The organism is Streptomyces piniterrae (assembly GCF_005048155.1).
GTDB lineage: Bacteria > Actinomycetota > Actinomycetes > Streptomycetales > Streptomycetaceae > Streptomyces > Streptomyces piniterrae.
In genome coordinates, this window is record NZ_SUMB01000004.1 from 359,148 (window position 1) to 382,011 (window position 22,864).

The window sequence follows — 22,864 nt, forward strand, 5'->3', positions numbered from 1 at the left end:
GTGGCATGGGAATCACAGGGGGCAACGAGACGGCGGGTATCAGAACGCCTGGTGTATTCGATGAACCACGAAGATGACCAGGACGATGGTCCACGAAGATGAACCAGGCCTATGGAGCAGGCCGATGGACCAGGAAGACGAACGAAGAAGCGTCAGGAAGCCTGGCTCGAATAGGCCTGGCCCGAATAGAGCGGGGTGCGCCTCGGCCGGCCGAACACCACGTCCTGCTTCAGGATCGCCTGGTATGTGAGGTGCAGGGCGGGGCCGGGCTCCAGAGCCAGATCACTGGCGAGCCGTCGGCGCGCACCGTGGAAGACCTCCAGCGCCTCCGCCTGCCGGCCGTCGCGGTAGAGCGCCAGCATCAGCAGTTCGCTCAGCCGCTCCCGCTCGGAGTGCTCGGTGGCCAACTGGCGCAGTTCGGCCATCGAGACGCGTTCCACGTCGACGGCGAGCTTGGCCGCGGTCAGGTCCTCGAATGCGGTGATCCGGCGTTCCTCCAGGTGAACCGCGTGAATCCGGCAGCGGGTGCTCTCCTGGGCGTCCATCAGGGCGGGCCCGCGCCACAGGGCGAGTGCCTGTTCCAGCTTCGCGATGGCCTCGGCCGGGTTGCGCTGGACGAGATTGCCGCCGGCCTCGGCGAGGGCGAGGAACCGGTGTGCGTCCACCGTCTCGGCCGGTGCGTCCAGAAGGTATCCGTTGCTGCCGGTGCGGACGATCTCGTCGCCCTTTCGCCCCGTCACCGACTGCAAGAGCCTGCGCAGCCGGCTGACGATGGCCTGCAGGGCGTTACGGGAATTGGTCATTACCTGGTCCGCCCAGAGCTCGTCCATGAGTTGGTCGAACGGGACGGGAGCCTGGGGAGACATGGCGAGAAGTGTCAGTACGGTGCTGGCTCTCTTCGACGCCACGGCGGACTGTCGGTCTCCGCTGGACAGAGAGAGTGCACCAAGGACATTGATTTCCACAGCGATTAACCCCCGTTATCGGCAGCTGGCCAAACCAATGTTGACCAAATTCATTCGTTCGGGGAAATATCACTTGATCGGCTGCCGCACCCGCGGATGGTATGGCTCGGCGGGAATGGGGTGGTATGGCTCGGTGGGGGTGGCGCCTGCCCCAGGGACACCCCGGGCGCCGAGCCGGCGGGGGATCCGGCCCGGCGCCCGGGGGCGGGACGCATAACCGGCAGGGGTCCGGCCGGCGTCCGTCGGCGGGACGCCGAACCGGCGGGGGTCCGGTCCGGCGTCCGTCTGGGGCACCCGTTGGCTAGCGGTGCATATGAGCCGTCGGGAGGGGAGCCGGCGCGCTGCCGGCCGGTGCGGTCGCGGCGTTCTCCTGCGCCCGCCGCATCTTGCGGGAGGGCCACCAACTGGCGTTGCCGAGCAGGATCATGGCCGACGGAAGGATCATTACCCGGATGATGAAGGCGTCCAGCAGGACCGCCACCGCGAGGCTGAATCCGATCTGCTTCATCTCGGCCAGGTGCAGGAACATGAAGCTCGCGAAGACCGTCACCATCACGACCGCCGCGCTGGTGACCACCTTGGCGGACTTGGCGATCCCGTCGATCACCGCCTGCCGGGTGGGCACTCCGTTCATCGCCGCCTCCTGGATCCGGCTGACGACGAAGACCTGGTAGTCCATCGACAGTCCGAAGAGGATCACGAAGAGGAACAGCGGTACGCGGGAGCCGATCCCACTGGTGGCGCTCTCCTCGAAGCCGAACAGTGTCGACCCGAGACCCCACTGGAAGAAGACGACCACCAGGCCGAACGAGGCCGCGACGGACAGCAGGTTGAGCAGCACACCGAGCAGGGAGATGATCACCGAGCGGAAGACCAGCACCATCATGATGAAGGTCAGCAGCAGCAGGAATCCGATGACCACGGGCAACTTGTCGTTCTGGTGGGCCAGATAGTCGACGTCCTGAGCGACGGGTCCGGTGACCCCGTACTCGACGCCGTCCATTTTCCCGAGCGTGGCCGGGAGATAGTCGTCTCGCAGGTGCTTGAGTGAGTCCGCGGCCTCCGAGGAGTTCAGCTTGTGGGGCACGGACAGGGTCATCATGTTGATCCGGCCGTCGTCCGTGGTCTCCAGCTTGGGCTGCTTCTTGGAGAACAACGGGTCGGCCTTGGCCCGGTCGGCCAGCGCCTCCAGCGCCGTGTGCACCTGCTCCTTCTGTCCGGCGTCGCTGCGTACCGCGAGCCAGTGCTCGGCCAGCAGGTCGGGGAAGGCCTCGTTGAGCCGGTCGTAGGCCTTCATCTCCGGGATCGACCGGGAGTGGGTGGCCGTGCTCAGCACCCGCAGGTGCATGCCCAGGACGGGGGCCGCGAGGCCGAGCATGAGGAGCACCGAGACCACGAGGGTGGCGACCGGGTGGTTCTTGGCGGGCCGCAGCAGCGCGGTCCACATCCGGCCGGTCTGCTCCGGCTTGCGTCGGTCGCGCTTGCCGCGCTCCGCGGCGCGGGCGGCCTTGCGGTCCGCGCGCCGGCCGATCTTGACCAGCAGGGCGGGCAGTACGGTCACCGAGCTGAGGACGGCGACGGCGACGACCACGATGGTGCCGATGGCGAGCGAGGCGAAGATGACGTCGGCGGCGAGGAAGAGGGTCGCGGTGGAGAGGATCACGGCGAGGCCGGAGACCACGATCGCCCGGCCCGAGGTGGCGGCGGCGATGCCCACCAGGGCTTCGGGGCTGAGCCGTCCGCCGGAGCGGGCCCGTTCCTCCCGCTCCCGCTTGAGGTAGAAGAGGGTGTAGTCGACGCCGACCGCCATGCCGATCAGCAGGATGACGTTGTTGCCGACGCCCGCGTCGGGCAGCAGGTGCGAGACCAGCTGGGAGAGGCCGATGGAGGCGCCGATCGAGGAGACCGCGAGCAGCAGCGGCACACCGACCATGACGATCGATCCGAACACGACCGCCAGGGTGATGAGGGTGATCGGGAAGGTGATGGTTTCCGTGGTCGCGAGGTCGTCGGCGCGCTGGTTGTCCAGTCCCACCTCGACCGAGGCGTCACCGCTCTCCTCGACGCGCAGGTCCGGGTTCTTCTTCTGAACCTCGGCGGTCTGCGCCAGCAGCGGATCGATGTGCTTCTGGGCCTCCAGCCGAGGACCCTTCAAGGTCACCTCGACCATGAGCATCCGGCCGTTCTCCGAGCGCACCGGTTCGGCGACGTGGAGGACCGCGGGTAACTTCTTCATCCGGGCGGAGACGTCCTGCGCGGCGCCCTTGGCCTCCGCGCCGAGCGGGGCGTCGGACTTGTTGGTGATCATGATGCGCTCGGCGGACTTGTGCTGGAGGTTCCCCTCCGTGGCGATGGCCTCGGCGCGGCCGGCCTCGCCCACCCAGTAGTCCTTGTCGCCCGCGCTGTTCGTACCGACCATGCCCCCGAGGGCGAGACACAGAGCGACAAATACGAACCATCCGACGATGGCCCGCCCTGGGTGCAGGGCACTCCAGCTCGCCACCTTCACGGTCAGTGGCTGTCTCTTCACTGAACCCAGCTCCTTAGCCGTAGTCACTCCTACCCAACGGGTGTAAGTCGAAAATTACATATGGAGCAGTGGGCCGTCAAGCCTGAATCGGAGACGGCGGCCGGCGACGGCCATGGGCCGGACATGCGCCGGAGATGAAGCAACCCCCGTCACCTGCAAGGCAGTTGACGGGGGCCGCGGAAGACCCGTGCGGGACTGTGGCCTGAGGGCGGGTCGTCAGTGCGCCCAGACCGGACCGGCCTCCAGCGCCTGAGATCCGTAGATGTCGCTCACCCAGTTGCTCTGGTAGAGCGAATCGAGATAGCGCTCACCGAGGTCCGGCGAGATCGCCACCGCCGTGCAGGACTTGCCGTCCCGATGCTCGGCCAGCCAGCCGAGCGCACCCGATATGACCGTCCCGGTGGATCCGCCGAAGAGGAAGCCGGCCGCGGCCAGTTGATGGGCGACGCGGATCGTGGCGGTCTCCGGCACATGCACCACATCGTCCACGAACGACACATCCAGCAGCGGCGGCCGCACCCCGGACCCCAGGCCCGGAATCATCCGCGGCGACGGCGGCCCGCCGAACGTGACGGAGCCGACGGAGTCCACCGCGACCACGGTCACCGGACGGCCCGAGTCCTTGAAGTACCGGGCACAGCCCATCAGTGTCCCCGTGGTGCCCGCGCCGACGAACAACACATCGAGATCCGGGAAACGCTCGGCGATGGCCGGCGCCGTGCTCCGGTAATGCGCCTGCCAGTTGCACGGATTGGCGTACTGGTTGAGCCACAGATGACGGCTGTCGGACGCGCACAACTGCCGTACGTAGTCGAGCCTGGCGCCGAGGAACCCGGTCTCGGGGTCGGGCTCGGTGATGGTGTGCACCTGAGCGCCCATCGCTTCCATCAACCGTCTGGTGTTCAGGTTGCAGCGGGTGTCCGTGACGCACACGAACGTGTAGCCCCGGCTCGCCGCGATCATGCTCAGGGCGACACCGAGGTTCCCCGACGAGGACTCGACAATGATCGAGTCCCGCGTGAGTCTCCCCTGGCGTTCGGCGTCGGCGATCATCTCCGACGCAGCCTTCAGCTTGATCGACCCGGCGAAGTTGAAGCCTTCGCACTTCAGATACAACGGAGCATCAAGGACGGACCGCAGGTCCACATAGAGATCTTCCATGTGGAAGTCCTCCGGTACGGAGATCACCGGCACTTCGGCCCCCTCGCCTCAGGAACGACTACTGGTCGCGCCTGCGCGCCCATACCTGTCCACCTCGTGGAAGAAGCCGTCGATCACCTGCGCCTCACCACGCCTCAGCACCTCGTCGTACACGAACTTGCCGACCGCGAGGTCGAGGACCCCGAGCCCGAACGGCGAGAACACCACCGGGCGATCCACCGGGATCTCCACCTTCCCGGCCATCACCTCGTGCAGCGTGCCGTCGATGAACTCCCGTCCCCCGGTGAACTTTTCGGTCAGATGAGGCGAGGTTTCGGCCTTCAGGCAGTGCTCGATGTCGTCGAGCACATTCGCCGAGGCCAGCAGGATCTCGGGGGCCAGATCGCGCAGCGAGACGTTCAGGACCAGCGGATTGTGCGCGAACCAGGCGGGCTCGTGCACATGCGGAGCCGCCGCGACGGTCGCGAACACCACCAGGTCCGAGGAACGGATCAGCTCCTCCGCGCTGTCGTGCACGGTGATCCGGCCAGTCTCGCCCGAGCCCTCCAGGTACGACCGGAAGCCTCCCGCATACTCGGCGGACAGGTCGTGCACACCCACCTCGTCGAAGGACCAGCCGGCCCCCGCGAGATACATGTGGATATGACGGGCGATCAGCCCCGTGCCGATGAACCCGACCCGCTTGGGCCGGGTACGTCCCGGAGCCCGGGAGAGCCAGTCCGCGGCGAGCGCCGCGGAGGCCGCCGTACGGGCGGCACTGATGATCGAGCTCTCCAGGCACGCGAGGGGATACCCGGTGTCGTAGTCGTTGAGCACCAGCACGGCGGAGGCCCGGGGAATCCCCGCGGTCACGTTCTCCGGGAAGCTGGAAATCCACTTCAGCCCGTCGACCCGCGTCCCACCGCCGATGGAGGCGGGCAGCGCGATGATGCGGGAGGACGGGCGGTCCTGGAAACGCAGGAAATACGACGGCGGGTTGACCGTGTCGCCCTCGCCGTGCACCCGGTAGGCCGCCTCCACCAGATCAATGGTCTGCTGCTCACGGCCGGTCAGAATGCTGTGCACCTGCGAGCCAGGGATCACGGCAAACGGCGGAACAAGTTTTTCCGTTGTCATCCATAACTCCATTGCAGTGGGAGGGCGGAGCGATTCCCACCCAGTAATCCCGATTTCATGCTCCGCGATGCCACTGACAGCGTGCTGACGTGCCATCAATCACCGGCGCCACCTCATCAGGCACCAGTCCCACCTGCGACATTCGTCCAACACTTAATGATCTATCCGGCCAATTGACCTGCTCCTAGGCTCACTTCTCGGTGGCGCCACCCTGGAAGCTTCACTCCCACGGGTCGGAGCCGCCGGATTCCGGAACTCGTGGAGCTACCGAAACAGGAGTCACCAATGCTCAACAAAGTCGTGATCGTAGGTGGCGGAACAGCCGGCTGGATGACGGCCTCGTACCTCAAGGCCGCGTTCGGGGAACGAATTCAGATCACTCTCGTGGAGTCGGGGAACGTCGGCACGGTCGGCGTCGGCGAGGCCACCTTCAGCGACATCCGTCACTTCTTCGAGTTCCTGGGACTCAAGGAGAAGGACTGGATGCCGGCCTGCAACGCCACCTACAAACTCGCCGTAAGGTTCGAGAACTGGCGCGAGAAGGACCACTACTTCTACCACCCCTTCGAGCAGATGCGGTCGGTCAACGGCTTCCCGCTCACCGACTGGTGGCTCCACCAGAGCCCGACCGAGCGGTTCGACAAGGACTGCTTCGTCATGGCCTCGGTCATCGACGCCGGGCGCAGCCCGCGCATGCTGGACGGCACCCTCATCGACCAGCCCTTCGACGAGGGCGCGGACGAGATGCAGGGCCTGACGATGTCCGAGCACCAGGGGAAGACCCAGTTCCCCTACGCCTACCACTTCGAGGCCGCACTGCTTGCCAAGTACCTGACGAAGTACGCGGTGGACCGCGGCGTCAAGCACATCGTCGACGACGTCAAGCAGGTCAACCTGGACGACCGGGGCTGGATCAGCGGCGTCACCACCGCCGAGCACGGCGACCTCACCGGCGACGTGTTCATCGACTGCACCGGATTCCGCGGCCTGCTGCTGAACAAGGCCCTCGAAGAGCCGTTCATCTCCTACGCGGACACCCTGCCCAACGACAGCGCGGTCGCCCTCCAGGTGCCGATGGACATGGAAAAGCGCGGCATCCGCCCGTGCACCACCGCCACCGCCCAGGACGCCGGCTGGATCTGGACGATTCCGCTGATGGGCCGAGTGGGCACCGGATACGTCTACGCCAAGGACTACCTCTCCCCCGAGGACGCCGAGCGGACCCTGCGCGAGTTCGTCGGCCCCGCCGCGGCGGACGTCGAGGCCAATCACATCAAGATGCGCATCGGCCGCAGCCGCAATTCCTGGGTCAAGAACTGTGTGGCCATCGGCCTTTCCAGCGGATTCGTGGAGCCGCTGGAGTCCACCGGCATCTTCTTCATTCACCACGCCATCGAGCAGCTCGCCAAGAACTTCCCGGGCGAGGACTGGAACCCCACCCACCGCGACCTTTACAACAAGGCCATCGGCAATGTCATGGATGGCGTACGGGAATTCCTGGTCCTGCACTACGTCGCGGCGAAGCGGACGGACAACCAGTACTGGCGCGACACCAAGACCCGGGCGATTCCCGATGCCCTCGCCGAGCGCATCGAGACCTGGAAGACCCAACTCCCCGACTCCGAGACGGTCTTCCCGTACTACCACGGCCTGCCGCCGTACTCGTACATGTGCATTCTGCTCGGCATGGGCGGCATCGACCTGAAGCCGTCCAGGGCGCTCGCACTGTGCGACGGTTCGGCCGCCGAGCGGGAGTTCTCGGAGATCCGCGAGAAGACGCGGCGGCTCACCGAGGTACTGCCCCCGGCATACGAGTACTTCGCCCAGCACCACTGACCTGGCCGGCGGACCGAGAAGAATGGAAATGCTGGGAATGCACGTCCTGGAACTCGCGCCGCTCCTCGCCCATGTCCTGGCGGCGCTCGCCATCATCCTGCTGATCGCCCTGGTAGGCCGGAAAGTCGCCCGGATGCTGCGTCAGCCCGAGGTGATCGGGGAGATCGTGGTCGGCCTGCTCTCCGGGCCGGCCGTGATCGCCCTCCTCGGGCGGGACACCTTCGAAACGATCCTGCCGGACTCCGTGTTCAAGCTGCTCAAACTGGTCGCCCAGGCCGGTCTGGTGCTGTTCCTGGTCGGCCTGGCCCACAAACTGGGCACCGACCACGACAAGTCGCCACGGAGCGGCACGGTCTGGGTGGCAGCCGGGTCCCTGGTGCCACCGCTGCTGACCGGCGTGCTCCTGGCCGGTCTGGTACTGCTCACCGATGACACCGCGGCACGCGGCAGCGCCCCGCTCCCCGCCTTCATCCTGATGGTCGCGGTGTCGATGTCCATCACCGCCGTACCCGTGATGGCACGGATCCTGGCGGACCGCGGAATGTCCCAATCGGCAGCCGGCCGACTGGCGTTGGCCTCGGCCATCTTCATCGACGCGGCCGGCTGGCTGCTGCTCACCCTCGCCATCAGTCTCGGCAAGGGAAGCCTCGCGGATGTGCTGCACTCGGTCCGGGCACTCGCGTTCGGCGCGGTGTGCGCGCTGGCCGTCCGCTACGGGCTGCGCAGTCAGATGGCCAGGAACGCCTGCCGACGGCTGCCGCGGACCGTGACGGTGATCCTCGGCGCGACGGCCCTGGCGGTCGCGCTGGCGATGGAACACCTCGGCATGACCGCGATTCTCGGCGCCGCCCTGGTGGGCCTGTCGATCCCGCAGGACAAGAACGCGCCCTGGGAACATGCGGTGGCCACCGTCTCCCGGGCGGGCGGCGCACTGGCACCCGCCTTCTTCGTGGTCACCGGCATCACCGTGCTCACCGGTTCGCTCTCCCACGCCTCCTGGCTGCTGATCGCCGCGGCCGTCGTACTCGGTTGTCTGGGCAAGGGGCTCGGCGGCTATCTGGGGGCGCGCCGCGGCGGCCAGTCCAAGCAGACGGCACGCACCATCGCCGTACTCATGAACACCCGAGGGCTCACCGAACTGATCGTCCTCCAGGCCGGCCTCAGCTCCGGAATTCTGACGGCGCACATGGTCCTACCGCTGATCGTGATGGCGCTGACCACCACAGCCATGGCGGGACCGCTCCTGAGTCTCCTCGACCGCGGAGCAAGCCACCTCGCGCCCGGGGCGGCCCCCGCAGCAACAGAAAGCAGCATCCGATGACCGATCGCACCGTAAACGTCGAAGCGGAGGCCGACAAGGCGACGCCCGACAGCTTCCGCATGATGATGAGCGGCTTCCCGACCGGCGTCGGCGTGGTCACCTCCACCGGTCACGACGGGGCGCCGAGGGGCATGACGTGCTCCTCGGTGTGCAGCGTCTCCCTCGAACCGCCGACGCTGCTGGTCTGCCTGCGCGACGGCAGCCCCACCCTGGAAGCGATCGTGGAGCGGGGCACCTTCGCGGTGAACCTGCTGCACGAGGGGGCACAGGAGGTCGCCGAGCTCTTCGCCTCCGGCAACCCGAACCGCTTCCACATGGTCCCGTGGGAGCAGGCGACGGACGCGGGCGGGCCGCATCTGGCCCGCGACTCGCACACCGTCGCCGACTGCGACGTGGTCATGACCCACCGGACCGGCGACCATGTCACCGTCTTCGGCAAGGCACGCCTGATCACCCGCAGGCACGCCCTTCCGCCACTCCTCTACGGGCTGCGGCAGTTCCGCACCTGGTCCCAGAACTGACCCTCCATCACCAATCAACAGCGCCACCAGGTCTGTCCCTGTCCCCGGGGTCAGACCTTCGCGCGTTTGCACGGGCGCGCCACCAGAAGGCGAGAACTTACCTTTGACGGCGCGTACCGTCATGTGTCAGTCTCAACTTACATACTCCGCGACGCGGGAGAGGGTGGCCTATGACGAGCGAGGACCTGCTGACACATCTCGCCGCGTTCGGCCACCGGCAACGACTCCGCGCCCTCGCCGAACTCGCCGACGGCCGCATGCAGATCAGCGAACTGGCCCGCCGTCTGGAGATGTCCCGGCCACTGCTCTACATGCACCTGAAACGCCTGGAGAAGGCCGGCCTCGTCACCGGACACCTGGAGCTCGCCCGGGAAGGCAGGACGCTGAAGTACTTCGAACTGGCGCCGTTCGACATCCACCTGAACATCACCACGATCACCGGGGCCGTCGCACAGGACACGGAAGGGCACGTCAACATGAAGAAGGGGACCCCGACATGACCGGCGCCGTCATCACCATCGCCGTCATCCTGCTCGTCGTGGGTGGTATCACGGGAAGCGTCATCGCGTTCTTCCGACTGCAACGCCACCGTGCCGACGCCGCCGCCATGGCCGCGTACCGGAAACTGGCCGAGGAGTCGACAGCCGTCCAGCAGGCCGTGCAGGGCCAGTTGAGCGCGCTCGACGAGCGGGTGAAGTCCGTCGAGGGTTTGCTGCGGAGCGTCGGATGATCAACCTCCTGCCCGGCAGCCGACTGCCGGTCCACCGCAACCCGCTGCGGATGCTGCTCTCCGCCGCACCCTGGCGCGCGACCGGCTACCTGGCCGGCTACCTGCTGGCGGGCCCCTTACTGTTCGCCGTCGCGACCACCGCCGTGGTGCTCGCGCTCGTGTTCACCCAGTTCACCATCACGGTGGCGCTGACCATCGGCTCGGCCTGGGTCGTACGCTGCTGCGCCCAGGTCGAACGAGGCCGCGCCCTCCTGGTCGACAAACCGATCCCGCACTCCTATCCAGAACCCGCAAAACCCGGCCTCGCCGAGCAGCTCAAGGCCCGCTGCGGCGACCCCGTGTTCTTCAGGGACTGCGTCTGCCTGGTCGTGATGTTCCCCTTCCTCCTGCTGCTCGACCTCCTCGCGCTGCTGGTGTGGCTGGTCCTCCTCGCAGGCGTCTCCCTGCCGTTGTGGTTCTGGTCCATCAACTCTCTTCAACCGGATGGCAGTTGGACCCACGGCGCATGGATCGGCGGACCCGACGACGGCGACCCGGGCGTACGGATCGACAACTGGCCCGCCGCCCTGATCCTCGCCGCGATCTGCCTCGCCCTCGCGATGTACGCCGGCTATCTCGTCGTCGGCGCCGCCCGACTGCATCTGACCGTCACCCACAACCTGCTCCGCCCGCCCCCCGACCCACTGGCACGGGCCAAGCGGATCCTCACCGAGCCCGGCCCTCTCGCGCTCGTATCAACCGGCCCACGTTCCGGACTCACCACCAGCGAAGGACAGAGCACATGACGGGGACAGCGAGCCCGTACGCCCGGGACGTCGTACGACTCGAATCCGTACGCAAGGTCTACGGCAGATCCAAGAACCAGGTGGCCGCCCTCGACGGAGTGACGATCGGCTTACCGCGCGGCACCTTCACCGCGGTGATGGGCCCCTCCGGCTCCGGCAAGAGCACCTTCCTGCACTGCGCCGCCGGACTCGACCGGCCCACGTCGGGCAAGGTACTGCTCGACGGCGAGGACCTCTCACCGCTCAAGGAACGCGAGCTGACCAAGCTGCGCCGCGAGCGGATCGGCTTCATCTTCCAGGCGTTCAACCTGCTCCCCGCGCTCAACGTGGTGGACAACGTCACCATGCCGCTCCGCCTCGCCGGCCGCCGGCCCAAGAAAGCCGCGGTGGACGAGGTACTTGAGCGCGTCGGACTCTCGGCACGCCGCAACAACCGCCCCGGCGAACTCTCCGGCGGCCAGCAACAGCGCGTCGCCATCGCCCGCGCACTGATCACGCAACCCGCGGTCATCTTCGGCGACGAACCGACCGGCGCCCTCGACACCTACGCCGCCCGCGAGGTTCTCACCCTGCTGCGCGAGGCCGTCCGGGAAGCGGGGCAGACCATGGTGATGGTCACCCACGACCCGGTGGCCGCGGCACACGCCGACCGCGTGCTGTTCCTCGCCGACGGACAGTTCGTCAGCCACCTGGACTGGCCGACCGCCGACCAGGTCGCCGAACGCATGACACACCTGGGCGCCTGGGGCCAGGACTCGGCCGCCGTACGGGCCGGACATGGGGTGCCCCGGTGATCGGAGTCGCGATCCGCACCCTGCGGTTCCACAAGGGCGGCTTCATCGCCTCCTTCATCGCGCTGTTCTTCGGCGCCACCATCGTCATCGGCTGCGGCGGCCTCTTCGAGACCGGCCTGCACAGCGCCGCACCCCCGCAACGGCTCGGCGCCGCACCGATCCTGGTCACCGGCGACCAGAGCCACCCCGGCACCCACGGGGAGTACGTCTTCACCGAACGCCTCCGCATGGACGCCGCCCTCACCGACACGATCAGCGCCGTACCCGGGGTGGCCCACGCCCTCCCGGACGTATCCTTCGACGCCACCCTGGTACGGAACGGCGACAAGGAATCCGCCACACAGGTATCGGGCCACGGCTGGTCCTCCGCCCGGCTCGCCCCGTACCGGATCACCGAGGGCACCGCGCCCTCCAGGCCCGGCCAGATCGTGCTCGACGCACGGCTCGCCGCAAAGGCCGGGCTGAGCCCCGGCGATCAGACCCAACTGCTGGTCAGCGGCGGCGCCAAGCGGTTCACGATCTCCGGTCTGGCCACCGGCACCGGCGACCAGAACACCCTCTTCCTCGCCGACCGGGCCGCCGGACAGATCGCCGGCCGGCCCGACAAGGTCGACAACATCGGCGTGCTCACCGCACCCGGCGCCGACCGCGACCAAGTCGCACAGGACATCAGGAAGGCACTGGACGGCCGACCCGCCTCCGTACTGACCGGCGACCAGCGCGGCTGGGCGGAGAATCCCACCATCGTCACCGACGGCACCAAACTGGTCACCCTCGCCTCGGTGTTCGGCGGCCTGTCCGCCATGGTCACCATCTTCGTGGTGTCCAGCACCATGGGCCTGTCGATCCAGCAGCGGCAACGCGAAATGGCCCTGCTGCGGGCCATCGGCACCACGCCGGGACAGCTGCGCCGCATGATCCTCGGCGAGACCCTGTTCGTCGCCCTCATCGCCACCGCGCTCGCCTGCTACCCCGGCCCCCACGTCGGAAAATGGCTGCTCAGCGCCTTCGCCAGCGGCGACGTGGTGCCCGACGCCCTGGCGTACCGGGCCGGTTGGATCCCGATGGTGATCGGCGTGGGCGCCGCACTGCTCACCGCGCTGGGCGCGGCCTTCCTCTCCGCCCGCAGCGCGGCACGCACCCGACCGACCGAGGCACTCGCCGAAGCCTCCCTGCAACGCAAGTGGTTCAGCGTCCCCCGGCTGCTCTTCGCACTGCTCTTCCTCGGCGGCGGCGCCGCGCTCGCCCTGGTCACCGCGAGCCTGGACGGCCCCATGGCGGGCAGCACCGCGACCCCGGCCGCGATGCTGTGGACGGTCGGCTTCGGCCTGCTCGGCCCGGGTCTCGCCAAGGCCATCACCGCCGTACTCCACTGGCCGCTGCGCGCGGTGACCGGGCTCTCCGGACGCCTCGCCACCCTCAACGCCAAGGCACGCAGCAGCCGTATGGCCGGAGCGGTGATGCCCGTCATGCTCGCCACCGGTCTGGCCACCGCACTGATCTATCTGCAGACCACCCAGTCCAGCGGCTCCCAGCAGGCATTCGACGAGAACATGCGAGCCGACCTGGTGGTCACCTCCGCCGCCGGCGGACTGCCACCGTCCATGGTGGACACCATCAGGAAGCAGCCCGGGGTGGCGGCCGCCTCCGCCCAGGTCTCCAGCCTCGGATATCTGGAACCCAAGACCCCACCCACACAGTCCGAGATCGACGAGGGCGACTTCGAGCCCACGGAGATGCCACTGCAGGGCGTCACCTCCGAGGGCGTGACCGGCACCACGGCCTTCCGCGCCAAGACCGGCAGCCTCGACGCGCTGCACGGCAACACCGTCGCGCTGCCCACTTCGGCCACCGCCGGACACAAGATCGGCGACCAGGTCCCGATGCGACTGGGCGACGGAACCGAGGTCCGACTCAAACTGGTCGCCACCGTCGACGCCCGCCGCGGCTACGAAACCGCGCTACTGCCCGCCGCACTCCTCGCCCCGCACACCGACTCCGGTCTGATCCCCCAGATCACGGTGACCGCCGCACCAGGAACGGACCACGCCCGCCTGACGGAGACCCTGTCGGCGCTGGCCAAGAACCAACCCGGCCTGAACGTGCTCCCCCGGAGCACCGTCAGCGCGGTGCACCAGAACGAGGACGACACCCAGGCCTGGATGGCGTACATGGTCCTCGGAGTCGTCATCGCCTACTCGACCATCGCCCTCGTCAACACCCAGGTCCTCGCGACCACCGAGCGGCGGCGGGAGTTCATGCTGCAACGGCTCATCGGGGCCACCCGCAGGCAGGTGCTGCGGATGATGACGGTGGAGGCGATCCTGGTCTCGGTGGCCGGCATCGTGCTCGGCGTACTGGTCGCGGTGCTGACGTTGGTGCCGCTGAGCCTGAGCGTGCTGGGCAAGCCGACTCCGGAGGGCCCGCCGTGGATCTTCGCCACGGTGGTGGCCGCCGCCTTCGCACTGACCCTGTTCACCACACTCCTCTCGGCCACTCTGGTGCTGCGCCACCGGCCCGGCGGGGTGGTGGGAATCCGCGAGTGACCACGCACGACGCGTCCCCGGCCATGGCTTCCATGGCCGGGGACGCGTCGTACACATGACACCTGTCCGTCACTACGGACCGTCACTCGCAGCAGGTCGTCACGAGGCGTGCAGAACCACCTGCCGGGGGATGCGGACGTCCATGGTGTGCCGCCGCGCCTCGCCCATCGCACCCGCTGCCCGGTCCGATCCAGGAACCCGGTCCATTCCGGGCGCGCGGTCCATCCCGGGCACCCGATCCGCCCCGGTGTGCGCGGGCAGACCATCAAGGAGAGCCAGTCCCAGCGGAGTCACCGCATGCAGCACGGTGTTGCGGATCCGCCGAGTGGTGATCAGACCGGTCTCGCGGAGCACCTTCGTGTGCTGGCTGGCGCTGGCCGCCGAGATGCCGAGCCGCTCCGCCAACTCGCTGGTCGTGCAGGTGGCGCGCAGCACCCGCAGCGCGGCGGCCCTGGTCTGGCCGACCAGCGCCCCGAGCGACTGGGCGGTGTCGTCGGGTACGTCCCACAGGCTCGCGGCCCGCTGGACGTCCGGCGGGGCCCCGAAGGCCAGCACCAGCTCGCCGCTCTCGCTCTGCGTCCCGATGATCTGGGCCGGCCGGTGGTTGAGGAACACCGAGGGAATGAGCACCAGCCCACGCCCGTCGAGGAAGACGTCCTCGTCGGGACCGCCGGGAATCTCGAGGACCTGCGAACGCCAGGTGATCCTGGGATGCAGGGTGGCCAACAGAAGTTCCACACCACCACACATCACCACCCGGCCGCGTGCCTCGCACTCGGCCTCCAGATAGGCCACCATGCGGTCCCAGTACGGGGCGATCCCCTCCCGCCAGACCTCCGACAGGCCCGCTGCTTCCTGGTAGGCGGATAACTGCGACACCCATGACACCTGGTGTGTAGCGCCGGCGTCACCGGAATCGCCGCTCTCATTGCGCTCGATCAGCCGCAGCAGCACCTCGGGATCAGCGACCACGCCGATGCCTCCGGACCGCGCCGGCGGCCGGGCGGAAAGCCGCTTGGCGACCTGCCGGTACCACCGCACGTACGGCGGTCCCACGCACCGTCCGAGCAGCCCGTAGGCGAAGGCCGTTTCGATGAGCGGCCCCGAGGTCGTCTTCAGCCGAGTTCTGGCCACATCGGCAGCCGTGAAGTGAATTCTCTGCATAAGTAACTGCCCCCGTTGGTCAGTTGTTCCGCAGGTGAGGGGAATCTCTGAAAGGGCCGGGGCTCTGCTGCTCTCCCCAGCCGGCTGCCGCGTTCATGAAGGACCGGATCAGCCATCGAAAGACTGCACGGCGCGAAAAGGACTGCACAGCTCGAAAAAGAGGCTGCACGGCGCGAAAAGGAACTGCACGGCTCGTAGAACGACTGCACGGCGACCGGCCATGGGGGGCGTCCAAACCCGCTTGGTTCCACCCCAGGCCGGCGCAGCGGCAAATTCGGAGAGTAGGACTCTCCGGCCCCGGCCCCGGTCTCCCGCCCCGCCCGTCCTGATGTGTTCAGGCGGACTGGCCGGTCAGCGTGACGAAGACGTCGTCGAGGGTCGGCCGGCGCAGTGCGAAATCGACGACCTCGACACCCTCCTGCCGTAATGCGGAGGCGGCGTTCGCGATACCGGTCATGCCATCGCCGAGCGCAAGGGAAATGATGCGCCTGTCCGGGTCGGCGGACGGTTCGTCAGCGGATATCCGGCGCAGCGCGGTGACAGCGGTGGCCACGTCGTCCGGGCGTGCCACCACGATCTCCAGCCGCTCGTCACCGACCTTCCGCTTGAGCTCGTCCGGGGTTCCTTCGGCAATGACCCGGCCCGAGTCGACTACGGCGATCCGGTCGGCGAGGGCGTCGGCCTCGTCCAGGTACTGCGTCGTCAGGAGTACGGTCACGCCGTCGGTCACCAGTTCACGGACCGCGTTCCACAGCGCCATCCGGCTCACCGGGTCGAGGCCGGTGGTGGGTTCGTCGAGGAACAGCACCGACGGCGTCGTGACCAGGCAGACGGCCAGGTCAAGCCGTCGCCGCATGCCGCCCGAGTAGGTGTGCGCGGGCCGGTCCGCCGCATCGGTCAGATCGAACCGGTCCAGCAGCCGCGTCGCCCGCTCCCGTGCGGAGCGCCTGCCCAGATGCAGCAGCCTGCCGATGAGAACGAGGTTCTCCCGGCCCGTCAGAAGTTCGTCCACGGCCGCGTACTGACCGGCCAGGCCGATCCGCCGGCGCACCTCGTGCGGCTGGCGCACCACGTCGAATCCGGCCACTTCGGCCCGCCCGCCGTCCGGCTCCGCGAGGGTCGCCAGCATGCGCACGGTGGTCGTCTTGCCCGCCCCGTTGGGACCGAGCAGGCCGAACACCGTGCCACTGGGAACCGCGAGGTCGACTCCGCTGAGCGCTTCGTGCTGCTGGTAACGCTTGCGCAGCCCCTCCGCCTGAATCGCCATGCTCACTGTTGTTCCTCCGGCATTCGGGCGAACCGACGGGTTCTCAAGAGGCCTGTGCCTCGGTGGCTTCGCGCAGGCTGCGCGGGCGCATGTCCGTCCAGTGCTCCTCGATGAAGGCCAACGCGGTGTCGCGCGAGCCCTCTTCGAGTGCCACCTGCCAGCCCTGCGGCTGCTGGGCGAACGCGGGCCAAAGAGAGTGCTGGCCTTCGTCGTTCACCAGCACGAGGAAGGTTCCGTCCTGGTCATCAAAAGGATTCGACACGTCGCGCACTCCGGTATCCGAGTCGTATGAGGTTCGGGCCCCTGGTCCGAACCCCATACTTTCGGCGCCCGCTGACACGACGCTGACTCCACGGAACGGCCTGCCGATTACAGGTTTGACGCAAGATCACGAGACCACGGCATCACGAGACCACGGCATCACGAGACCTCCGGATCACGGGATCACGGGATCAGTCGACGCTGCGCAGCAGGCTCTCGACGGACTTGACCCGGTCGTGCAGGTCGGCCAACTGACCTTGCAGAGCGACCTGGTTGGCGACCGCCTCATCGGCGAGCCTGCGGTACTCGGCCATGGCGACGGCGTCGGCGCGGTGACGCTGCAGCCTGAAGTACGCAGCCACACTCGCCGTGATGCCGCCAACAACGATCAGGACGATGGCAATGGCGATGACAGCGCCAGTCATGTGCGCTTCCCCTTTAGGTTCATTGGGTTACTTCTTACCCGTGGAATCGGCGGCTGTACCCATGGCCTCGGTCGCGATGCGGTCCTGGTCTGCGGCCGCAAGGATCGTATCCAAGTTGAGGCGCAGGTCGAATGGCGCCAGTTCGAAGTACTTCAGCGCCTTGCCTTCCTGGGAGAGCTCCAGGTGCCCGACGACGAGGCCGGCCTTCTCCAGACGTTCCAGGTGCATATAGAGCAGCGGCCGGGACATCTCCAGACGGCGGGCCAACTCGCTGACATACAACCGGCCTTCGGCGAGCTCGGCGATGACCCGCAGGCGCTGAGCGTGACCCACGGCAGCCAGGAAGGCCAGAAGCTCCTCGCTGGTAATGGCTCACCTCCGGCGTCCGTCCTGGGTACCTGTCAGTCAAAGCTTTCTCATGCAATATACGCCTGGCAAGCTGCGGGATCCAGGGGAACCCCAAGGTCCCACCAGGATCCCGCCCCTGACGGGACACCAGTTCCATTTCTGGCTTGCAAGCCTCTTCCACTGCCATGTGAAGTGTGAAATTGTACGGTCACACTTTTCGGGGGCATGACAGCTCCGAGAGTGCGCAACTTCCGTGCCATCACGGTCCGCATCCCCCACCGCCGTGCCCCTCGCGCGGCTGCCGACCGGCCTGGAGGCCATCGCTATGCGTAGACCCCCCACCTTCAAGAAAATCGCCCAACTGCTGATACCGACCGTGGCCGCCGCCGGCCTGGGGCTCACCATGCTCGCCCCCACCGGCGGGGCGGCACCGGCCGGTGCCAAGGCACCCAAGCCTGCGCCGAGGTCGGCACCCGCCCCTCAGCCCGCAGCCGCCACCGTGCTCGCCGCCGATCTCGCGCCCGGACACGCCGCCACCCCCTCGCGGTCGGCCACGAACGCCGGGAACACCGCGCAACGCCCTCCCCTCCCCGCGGCCCAGAACGCCGCACAGCGCAAGAAGGCCCGCTCCGCGACGAAGGCCGCGGCGGACTGCAACGTCAGCGACTTCACCTCGAAGACCGGTGCCGAGCTGGTCGAACAGATCAAGAAGTCGGAGACCACCTGTATCAACACGCTGTTCAACGTGGCCGGTGAGGACTCCAGGGCCCTCTTCCGCGAGGAACAGATGGTCACGGTGGCGAACGCGTTCAAGGATGTCGCGACCGACTACCCAGGGGACAACAGCACTTCCACCGCGCAGCTGGTGCTGTACCTGCGGGCCGGCTATTACATCCAGTACAACCAGCCGGAGAACGTCGGCGAATACGGCCCGGAGTTGAAGAGCGCCATTCAGGGTGCCCTGGACGGCTTCTTCGGCTCGTCCCATGCCTTCGACGTCACCGAGGCCAACGGAGAAACCCTGGCCGAGACGGTCACCCTGATCGACAGCTCCGAAGAGAACGCCCGCTATCTCGACGTGGTCAAGCGTCTGCAGAAGGACTACAACTCGTCCTACGACGAGTTCTACGGGATGCTCGCGGCGGTCAACAACACCTACACCGTGCTGTTCCGCGGCCACCAGCTGCCGGAGTTCGTGGAAGCCGTGAAGGCCGACCCGAGCGTCCTGACCGGGATGCGCGACTTCGCCGTCGCCCATGACGATCTGCTCGGCACCGACAAGTCCTACCTGGCCAGCAACGCCGGACGCGAACTCGCCCGCTTCCTGCAGCACGCCGACCTCAAGGACACCGTCAAGCCGTTGGTCAAGGAACTGCTCGGCCGCAGCGAGATCACCGGGCGCACCGCCCCGCTCTGGGTCGGCCTCGCCGAGATGACGGATGAGTTCGACAAGGAGAACTGCGCCGATTACGACACCTGTGACCTGCAGAACCGTGTGCGCGACGCGGTACTGACGATCAAGCACGAATGCGGTCCGAGCGCGAAGATCCTCGCGCAGGAGCTGACCGAGTCCGAACTTTCGGCCGCCTGCGACAGCGTCCTCAAGCAGGACCCGTTCTTCCACAACATCGTCAAGGACGACGGCCCGGTCAAGGACGACAAGAACAGCAACATCGAGATCGTCGCCTTCAACTCCAGCACCGACTACAAGACCTACGCCGGTGTCGTCTTCGGCATCGACACCAACAACGGCGGCATGTACCTGGAGGGCGACCCGGCCGCCGAGGGCAACCAGCCGCGCTTCATCGCCTACGAGCAGCCGGCCGAGGACGGTTCCTTCCAGATCTGGAACCTCAACCACGAGTACACCCACTACCTCGACGGCCGCTTCGACATGTACGGCGACTTCGCAGCCGGGCAGAAGGTCCCGACCGTGATGTGGGTCGAGGGATTCGCCGAGTACATCTCCTACTCGTACCGCGACGTCACCTACGACCGGGCGATCGAGGAGGCGGGCAAGGGCACTTACAAGCTCAGCCAGCTCTTCGAGACCACCTACGACAACGCCGACACCACCCGTATCTACCAGTGGGGCTATCTGGGTACCCGTTACATGCTCCAGTCGCACCCCGACGACGTGACCACCCTGCTCGGCCACTTCCGCGCAGGCGAGTACGACGCGGCCTACAAACTGCTCCGCGACACCATCGGCACCAAGTACGACGCCGACTTCACCGACTGGCTGGGCAAGTGCGCCGGCGGCGACTGCGGCAAGCTGCCGGCCCGGAGCGGCCGCTGACCGGGGCCTCGGCCACCGGCAAGAACTGAGCCAGGAAAGCCTGGTGTCCCGCGCCTCGTTCGTGCGCGGGACACCAGGCTTTTCCGCTGTCCCCACTTGGTTCACCTCAGGCAGCCACGACCCCTTGTGCTCGTTTCTGTTCTACACAACACTCTCAATGCACAGAAACGCGCACTACTGAACATGTTCGTGCCTTGAGCGACGACCGATCGAGTCGAGGAGAGAAGACATGGCGCAGTTCAGCCGACGGAGATTCCTGAGCGCGGCCACGGTGGGGGTCGCGTCCGTGGGTGTCGCCCTGGGTGGCAGCCGTACAGCCCTCGCCCAGGCCGAAAACCCAAGGGGACTGACCATCCGTGGGAACGAATTCCTGCTGGACGGCGAGCCGTTCCGGATACTCGCGGGTGCCTTCCACTACTTCAGGACCCACCCCAAGGACTGGCGCGACCGGTTGCTGCGGATGCGGGCCATGGGCCTGAACACAGTGGAGACCTATGTCGCCTGGAACTTCCACCAACCGTACGAGGGGAAAGCCGACTTCACCGGATGGCGCGACGTCGCCGCCTTCGTGCGGACCGCGGACGAGGTCGGACTGAAGGTGATCGTCCGACCGGGACCGTACATCTGCGCGGAATGGGACTTCGGCGGCCTGCCGGCCTGGCTCCTCAAGGACAAGGACGCGCCGCTGCGCCGCTCCGACCCCGCCTACGAGCGCGCGGTCGACGTCTGGTTCGCCGAACTGCTGCCCCGATTCGTCGATCTACAGGCCACACGCGGCGGGCCCATCATCGCCATGCAGGTCGAGAACGAGTACGGCAGCTACGACGACGACCACGCGCATCTGGAACATCTGCGGGACACCATGCGAGCGCAGGGCATGGACAGCCTGCTCTTCTGCTCGAACGGAGCCAGCCAGGAGATGCTGAAGGCCGGCAGCCTTCCCGACCTCCTCTCCACCGTCAACTTCGCCGGGGACCCCACCGGACCCTTCGCCGAACTGCGCAAGTTCCAGCCGGACAAGCCCCTGTTCTGCACGGAGTTCTGGGACGGCTGGTTCGACCACTGGGGAGAACAGCACCACACCACCGACCCGGCTCAGACCGCCGCCGACGTGGAGAAGCTCCTCCAGGCTGGAGCGTCGATCAACTTCTATATGGCGGTGGGCGGAACGAACTTCGGCTGGTCCGCGGGCGCCAATCTGAGCGGCAGCAGCTATCAGCCCACCGTGACCAGTTACCACTACGACTCCCCGATCAGCGAATCCGGCGAACTCACCGAGAAATTCCACAAGGTGCGCGACGTCCTCGCCAAATACACCACCTTGCCGAACACTCCCCTGCCGGCCACACCACGCCGGATGCCGGCCCAGAGGGTCACCGTCCGCGAGTCGGTGCCGCTGCTGGACGCCCTCGACGCGCTGAGCACTCCGCTGCGGCGTACCCTCCCCGTCCACATGGAGGCCCTCGGGCAGCCGTACGGACTGATCCACTACCGCACCCGGGTGCGCGGGCCGCAGGGAACGAAGAACCTGAAGGTCACGGGGTTGGGCGACCGTGCGCTGGTCTTCGGCGACGGCCAGCGGATCGGCACCTTCGACCGCAATCAGCCGGACCACTCCGTCGACTTCACCGTGGCCGACACATCCAGCACCCTCGACCTCCTGGTGGACCCCACCGGGCGGGTCAACTTCGGCCAGAACTTCAACGACCCCAAGGGAATCAGCGGCAAGGTGCTCCTCGACGACGAGGAACTGCGCGACTGGGAGATCCGCCGACTGCCCCTGGACAACCTCTCGGCACTGAAATTCGGCAGCGGAGACACCCCGACCGGCCCCGCGTTCCACCGGACCCGGATCCGTGTCGACACCCCCGCGGACGGCTTCCTCGCCTTTCCGGGCTGGGACAAGGCCATGGTCTGGCTCAACGGGTTCGCGCTCGGCCGGTACTGGTCCCTCGGGCCGCAGATCACCCTGTACGCGCCAAGCCATCTGTGGCGGAAGGGGTGGAACGAGCTCGTCGTGCTGGAGATGGAGCGGACGGGGGACCGGATCGAAGTACGGTCTGCGCCCGATCTCGGTTGAGAGCTGTCCTACAACTGACCTTCGAGATGGCCACCCGGGTGTTCTGCCGGCGGTCGGCCGTCGGGACGATCGCGGGGTAGCTCTCGTGGCGGATCCTGATCGTGCGGGTGGCCGACGCGGTGTCGTCGAGGTTCGACGACGGTAGGGGCATGCCGATCACACGTCTCGCTCTGCCACTCGGCGACACCGAGCGTCCCGTCCCGGTCTGGGCCCTCAGGCTCGCCAAGGCCCTCCCGTTCGTCGTGCTGCCGCACTGCCTGTGGCGATTGCCGTTCGCCGTCGACTTCCCCATGGGCATGCTCGACCCGGCGGACCCGGCGGAAGCTCCCTGGTGGACTCCGTTCTACGTCGTCGGGCTCAGTGTGCTCACCGAGGCGCTCGCCCTGCTCACCACCGGCTTGGTGAGCGGGTGGGGCGAAGTGGTGCCGCGCCGGGTGCCGTTCGTCGGGGGCCGGCGGGTGGCGCCGCTCGCCGCGGTGATCCCGGCGGTCCTGGGCGGCCTGGCCCTGGTGGCGATGTTCGACCTCTACCCGCTCGCCTGGGTGGGCATCTTGCCCGAGGCGGGGTTCAGCAACGGATGGTGGACGGCCCTGGCCCGGGTGTGCATCACCCCGGCGATGCTGTGGGGGCCGATCGTACTGGCCCTGGCCTGGGCTTACCACCGGCGGCGCCGACCTGCCTGACCCGGTCCCCCGGCACGCCGTCGGGCCGCGAA

The 22,864-nt window shown here is 67.5% G+C and carries 20 protein-coding genes; 11 read left to right on the forward strand and 9 right to left on the reverse strand.

The annotated features are described in order from the left end of the window. Positions 1-152 precede the first annotated feature (152 nt). From FCH28_RS14150 to sbnB, 4 genes are all read right to left on the reverse strand, one after another. Positions 153-965, reverse strand: coding sequence for an AfsR/SARP family transcriptional regulator (locus tag FCH28_RS14150; protein WP_281289712.1), 813 nt, complete (start codon positions 963-965; stop codon positions 153-155). 301 nt (positions 966-1,266) lie between these two features. Continuing rightward, positions 1,267-3,495 (reverse strand): MMPL family transporter, encoded by a 2,229-nt coding sequence (locus tag FCH28_RS14155; protein WP_246102812.1) that lies wholly within the window; start codon positions 3,493-3,495, stop codon positions 1,267-1,269. A gap of 216 nt (positions 3,496-3,711) precedes the next feature. Further along, the gene (gene sbnA / locus FCH28_RS14160) at positions 3,712-4,689 is read right to left on the reverse strand and encodes a 2,3-diaminopropionate biosynthesis protein SbnA (RefSeq protein ID WP_136740227.1); all 978 of its coding nucleotides are present in this window, start codon (positions 4,687-4,689) and stop codon (positions 3,712-3,714) included. 15 nt (positions 4,690-4,704) lie between these two features. After that, positions 4,705-5,772, reverse strand: coding sequence for a 2,3-diaminopropionate biosynthesis protein SbnB (sbnB, locus tag FCH28_RS14165; protein ID WP_136740228.1), 1,068 nt, complete (start codon positions 5,770-5,772; stop codon positions 4,705-4,707). Positions 5,773-6,057: 285 nt separating this feature from the next. On the opposite strand from sbnB, the gene FCH28_RS14170 reads away from it, so the two are divergent. The 8 genes from FCH28_RS14170 (at position 6,058) to FCH28_RS14205 (ending at position 14,305) form a co-directional block, all read left to right on the forward strand. Further along, positions 6,058-7,608 carry a tryptophan halogenase family protein gene (locus FCH28_RS14170; RefSeq protein ID WP_136740229.1) on the forward strand — a complete coding sequence of 517 codons (1,551 nt, stop codon included), beginning with the start codon at positions 6,058-6,060 and terminating at the stop codon, positions 7,606-7,608. Positions 7,609-7,636: 28 nt separating this feature from the next. After that, positions 7,637-8,929: a cation:proton antiporter gene (locus tag FCH28_RS14175; protein ID WP_169314155.1), complete on the forward strand. Its 1,293-nt coding sequence runs from the start codon at positions 7,637-7,639 to the stop codon at positions 8,927-8,929. Continuing rightward, entirely contained in the window at positions 8,926-9,450 is a 525-nt protein-coding gene (locus FCH28_RS14180) for a flavin reductase family protein (protein WP_136740231.1), read from the forward strand. Before FCH28_RS14175 ends, FCH28_RS14180 begins: the two co-directional genes overlap by 4 nt. A gap of 170 nt (positions 9,451-9,620) precedes the next feature. Next, complete coding sequence (locus tag FCH28_RS14185; RefSeq protein ID WP_136740232.1) at positions 9,621-9,950, forward strand: ArsR/SmtB family transcription factor; 330 nt, start codon at positions 9,621-9,623, stop codon at positions 9,948-9,950. Next, positions 9,947-10,180 carry a hypothetical protein gene (locus tag FCH28_RS14190; RefSeq protein WP_136740233.1) on the forward strand — a complete coding sequence of 78 codons (234 nt, stop codon included), beginning with the start codon at positions 9,947-9,949 and terminating at the stop codon, positions 10,178-10,180. The genes FCH28_RS14185 and FCH28_RS14190 overlap by 4 nt, the downstream gene beginning before the upstream one ends. Beyond that, positions 10,177-10,965: a sensor domain-containing protein gene (locus tag FCH28_RS14195; protein WP_136740234.1), complete on the forward strand. Its 789-nt coding sequence runs from the start codon at positions 10,177-10,179 to the stop codon at positions 10,963-10,965. Before FCH28_RS14190 ends, FCH28_RS14195 begins: the two co-directional genes overlap by 4 nt. Further along, entirely contained in the window at positions 10,962-11,759 is a 798-nt protein-coding gene (locus tag FCH28_RS14200; RefSeq protein ID WP_136740235.1) for an ABC transporter ATP-binding protein, read from the forward strand. Before FCH28_RS14195 ends, FCH28_RS14200 begins: the two co-directional genes overlap by 4 nt. Beyond that, entirely contained in the window at positions 11,756-14,305 is a 2,550-nt protein-coding gene (locus tag FCH28_RS14205; RefSeq protein WP_136740236.1) for an FtsX-like permease family protein, read from the forward strand. The genes FCH28_RS14200 and FCH28_RS14205 overlap by 4 nt, the downstream gene beginning before the upstream one ends. Positions 14,306-14,404: 99 nt before the next feature. On the opposite strand, the gene FCH28_RS14210 is transcribed toward FCH28_RS14205, so the two are convergent. The 5 genes from FCH28_RS14210 to FCH28_RS14230 form a co-directional block, all read right to left on the reverse strand. Then, the gene (locus tag FCH28_RS14210; RefSeq protein ID WP_136740237.1) at positions 14,405-15,469 is read right to left on the reverse strand and encodes an ArsR/SmtB family transcription factor; all 1,065 of its coding nucleotides are present in this window, start codon (positions 15,467-15,469) and stop codon (positions 14,405-14,407) included. A gap of 334 nt (positions 15,470-15,803) precedes the next feature. Continuing rightward, entirely contained in the window at positions 15,804-16,736 is a 933-nt protein-coding gene (locus FCH28_RS14215) for an ATP-binding cassette domain-containing protein (protein WP_136740238.1), read from the reverse strand. Between the two features lie 43 nt (positions 16,737-16,779). After that, positions 16,780-16,998, reverse strand: a complete 219-nt coding sequence (locus tag FCH28_RS14220) for an MbtH family protein (RefSeq protein ID WP_246102903.1) — start codon at positions 16,996-16,998, stop codon at positions 16,780-16,782. 190 nt (positions 16,999-17,188) lie between these two features. Then, positions 17,189-17,422 (reverse strand): hypothetical protein, encoded by a 234-nt coding sequence (locus FCH28_RS14225; protein ID WP_136740239.1) that lies wholly within the window; start codon positions 17,420-17,422, stop codon positions 17,189-17,191. A 27-nt stretch (positions 17,423-17,449) separates the two neighbouring features. Then, the gene (locus tag FCH28_RS14230) at positions 17,450-17,755 is read right to left on the reverse strand and encodes an ArsR/SmtB family transcription factor (RefSeq protein WP_425471926.1); all 306 of its coding nucleotides are present in this window, start codon (positions 17,753-17,755) and stop codon (positions 17,450-17,452) included. Positions 17,756-18,095: 340 nt separating this feature from the next. Between FCH28_RS14230 and FCH28_RS14235 the strand changes: the two genes are divergently transcribed. From FCH28_RS14235 to FCH28_RS14245, 3 genes are all read left to right on the forward strand, one after another. Continuing rightward, the gene (locus tag FCH28_RS14235) at positions 18,096-20,069 is read left to right on the forward strand and encodes a collagenase (RefSeq protein ID WP_136740241.1); all 1,974 of its coding nucleotides are present in this window, start codon (positions 18,096-18,098) and stop codon (positions 20,067-20,069) included. Positions 20,070-20,298: 229 nt separating this feature from the next. Beyond that, entirely contained in the window at positions 20,299-22,149 is a 1,851-nt protein-coding gene (locus tag FCH28_RS14240; RefSeq protein WP_187363832.1) for a glycoside hydrolase family 35 protein, read from the forward strand. Positions 22,150-22,298: 149 nt separating this feature from the next. Beyond that, positions 22,299-22,832 (forward strand): hypothetical protein, encoded by a 534-nt coding sequence (locus tag FCH28_RS14245; protein WP_136740242.1) that lies wholly within the window; start codon positions 22,299-22,301, stop codon positions 22,830-22,832. The last annotated feature ends 32 nt before the right edge of the window (positions 22,833-22,864 follow it).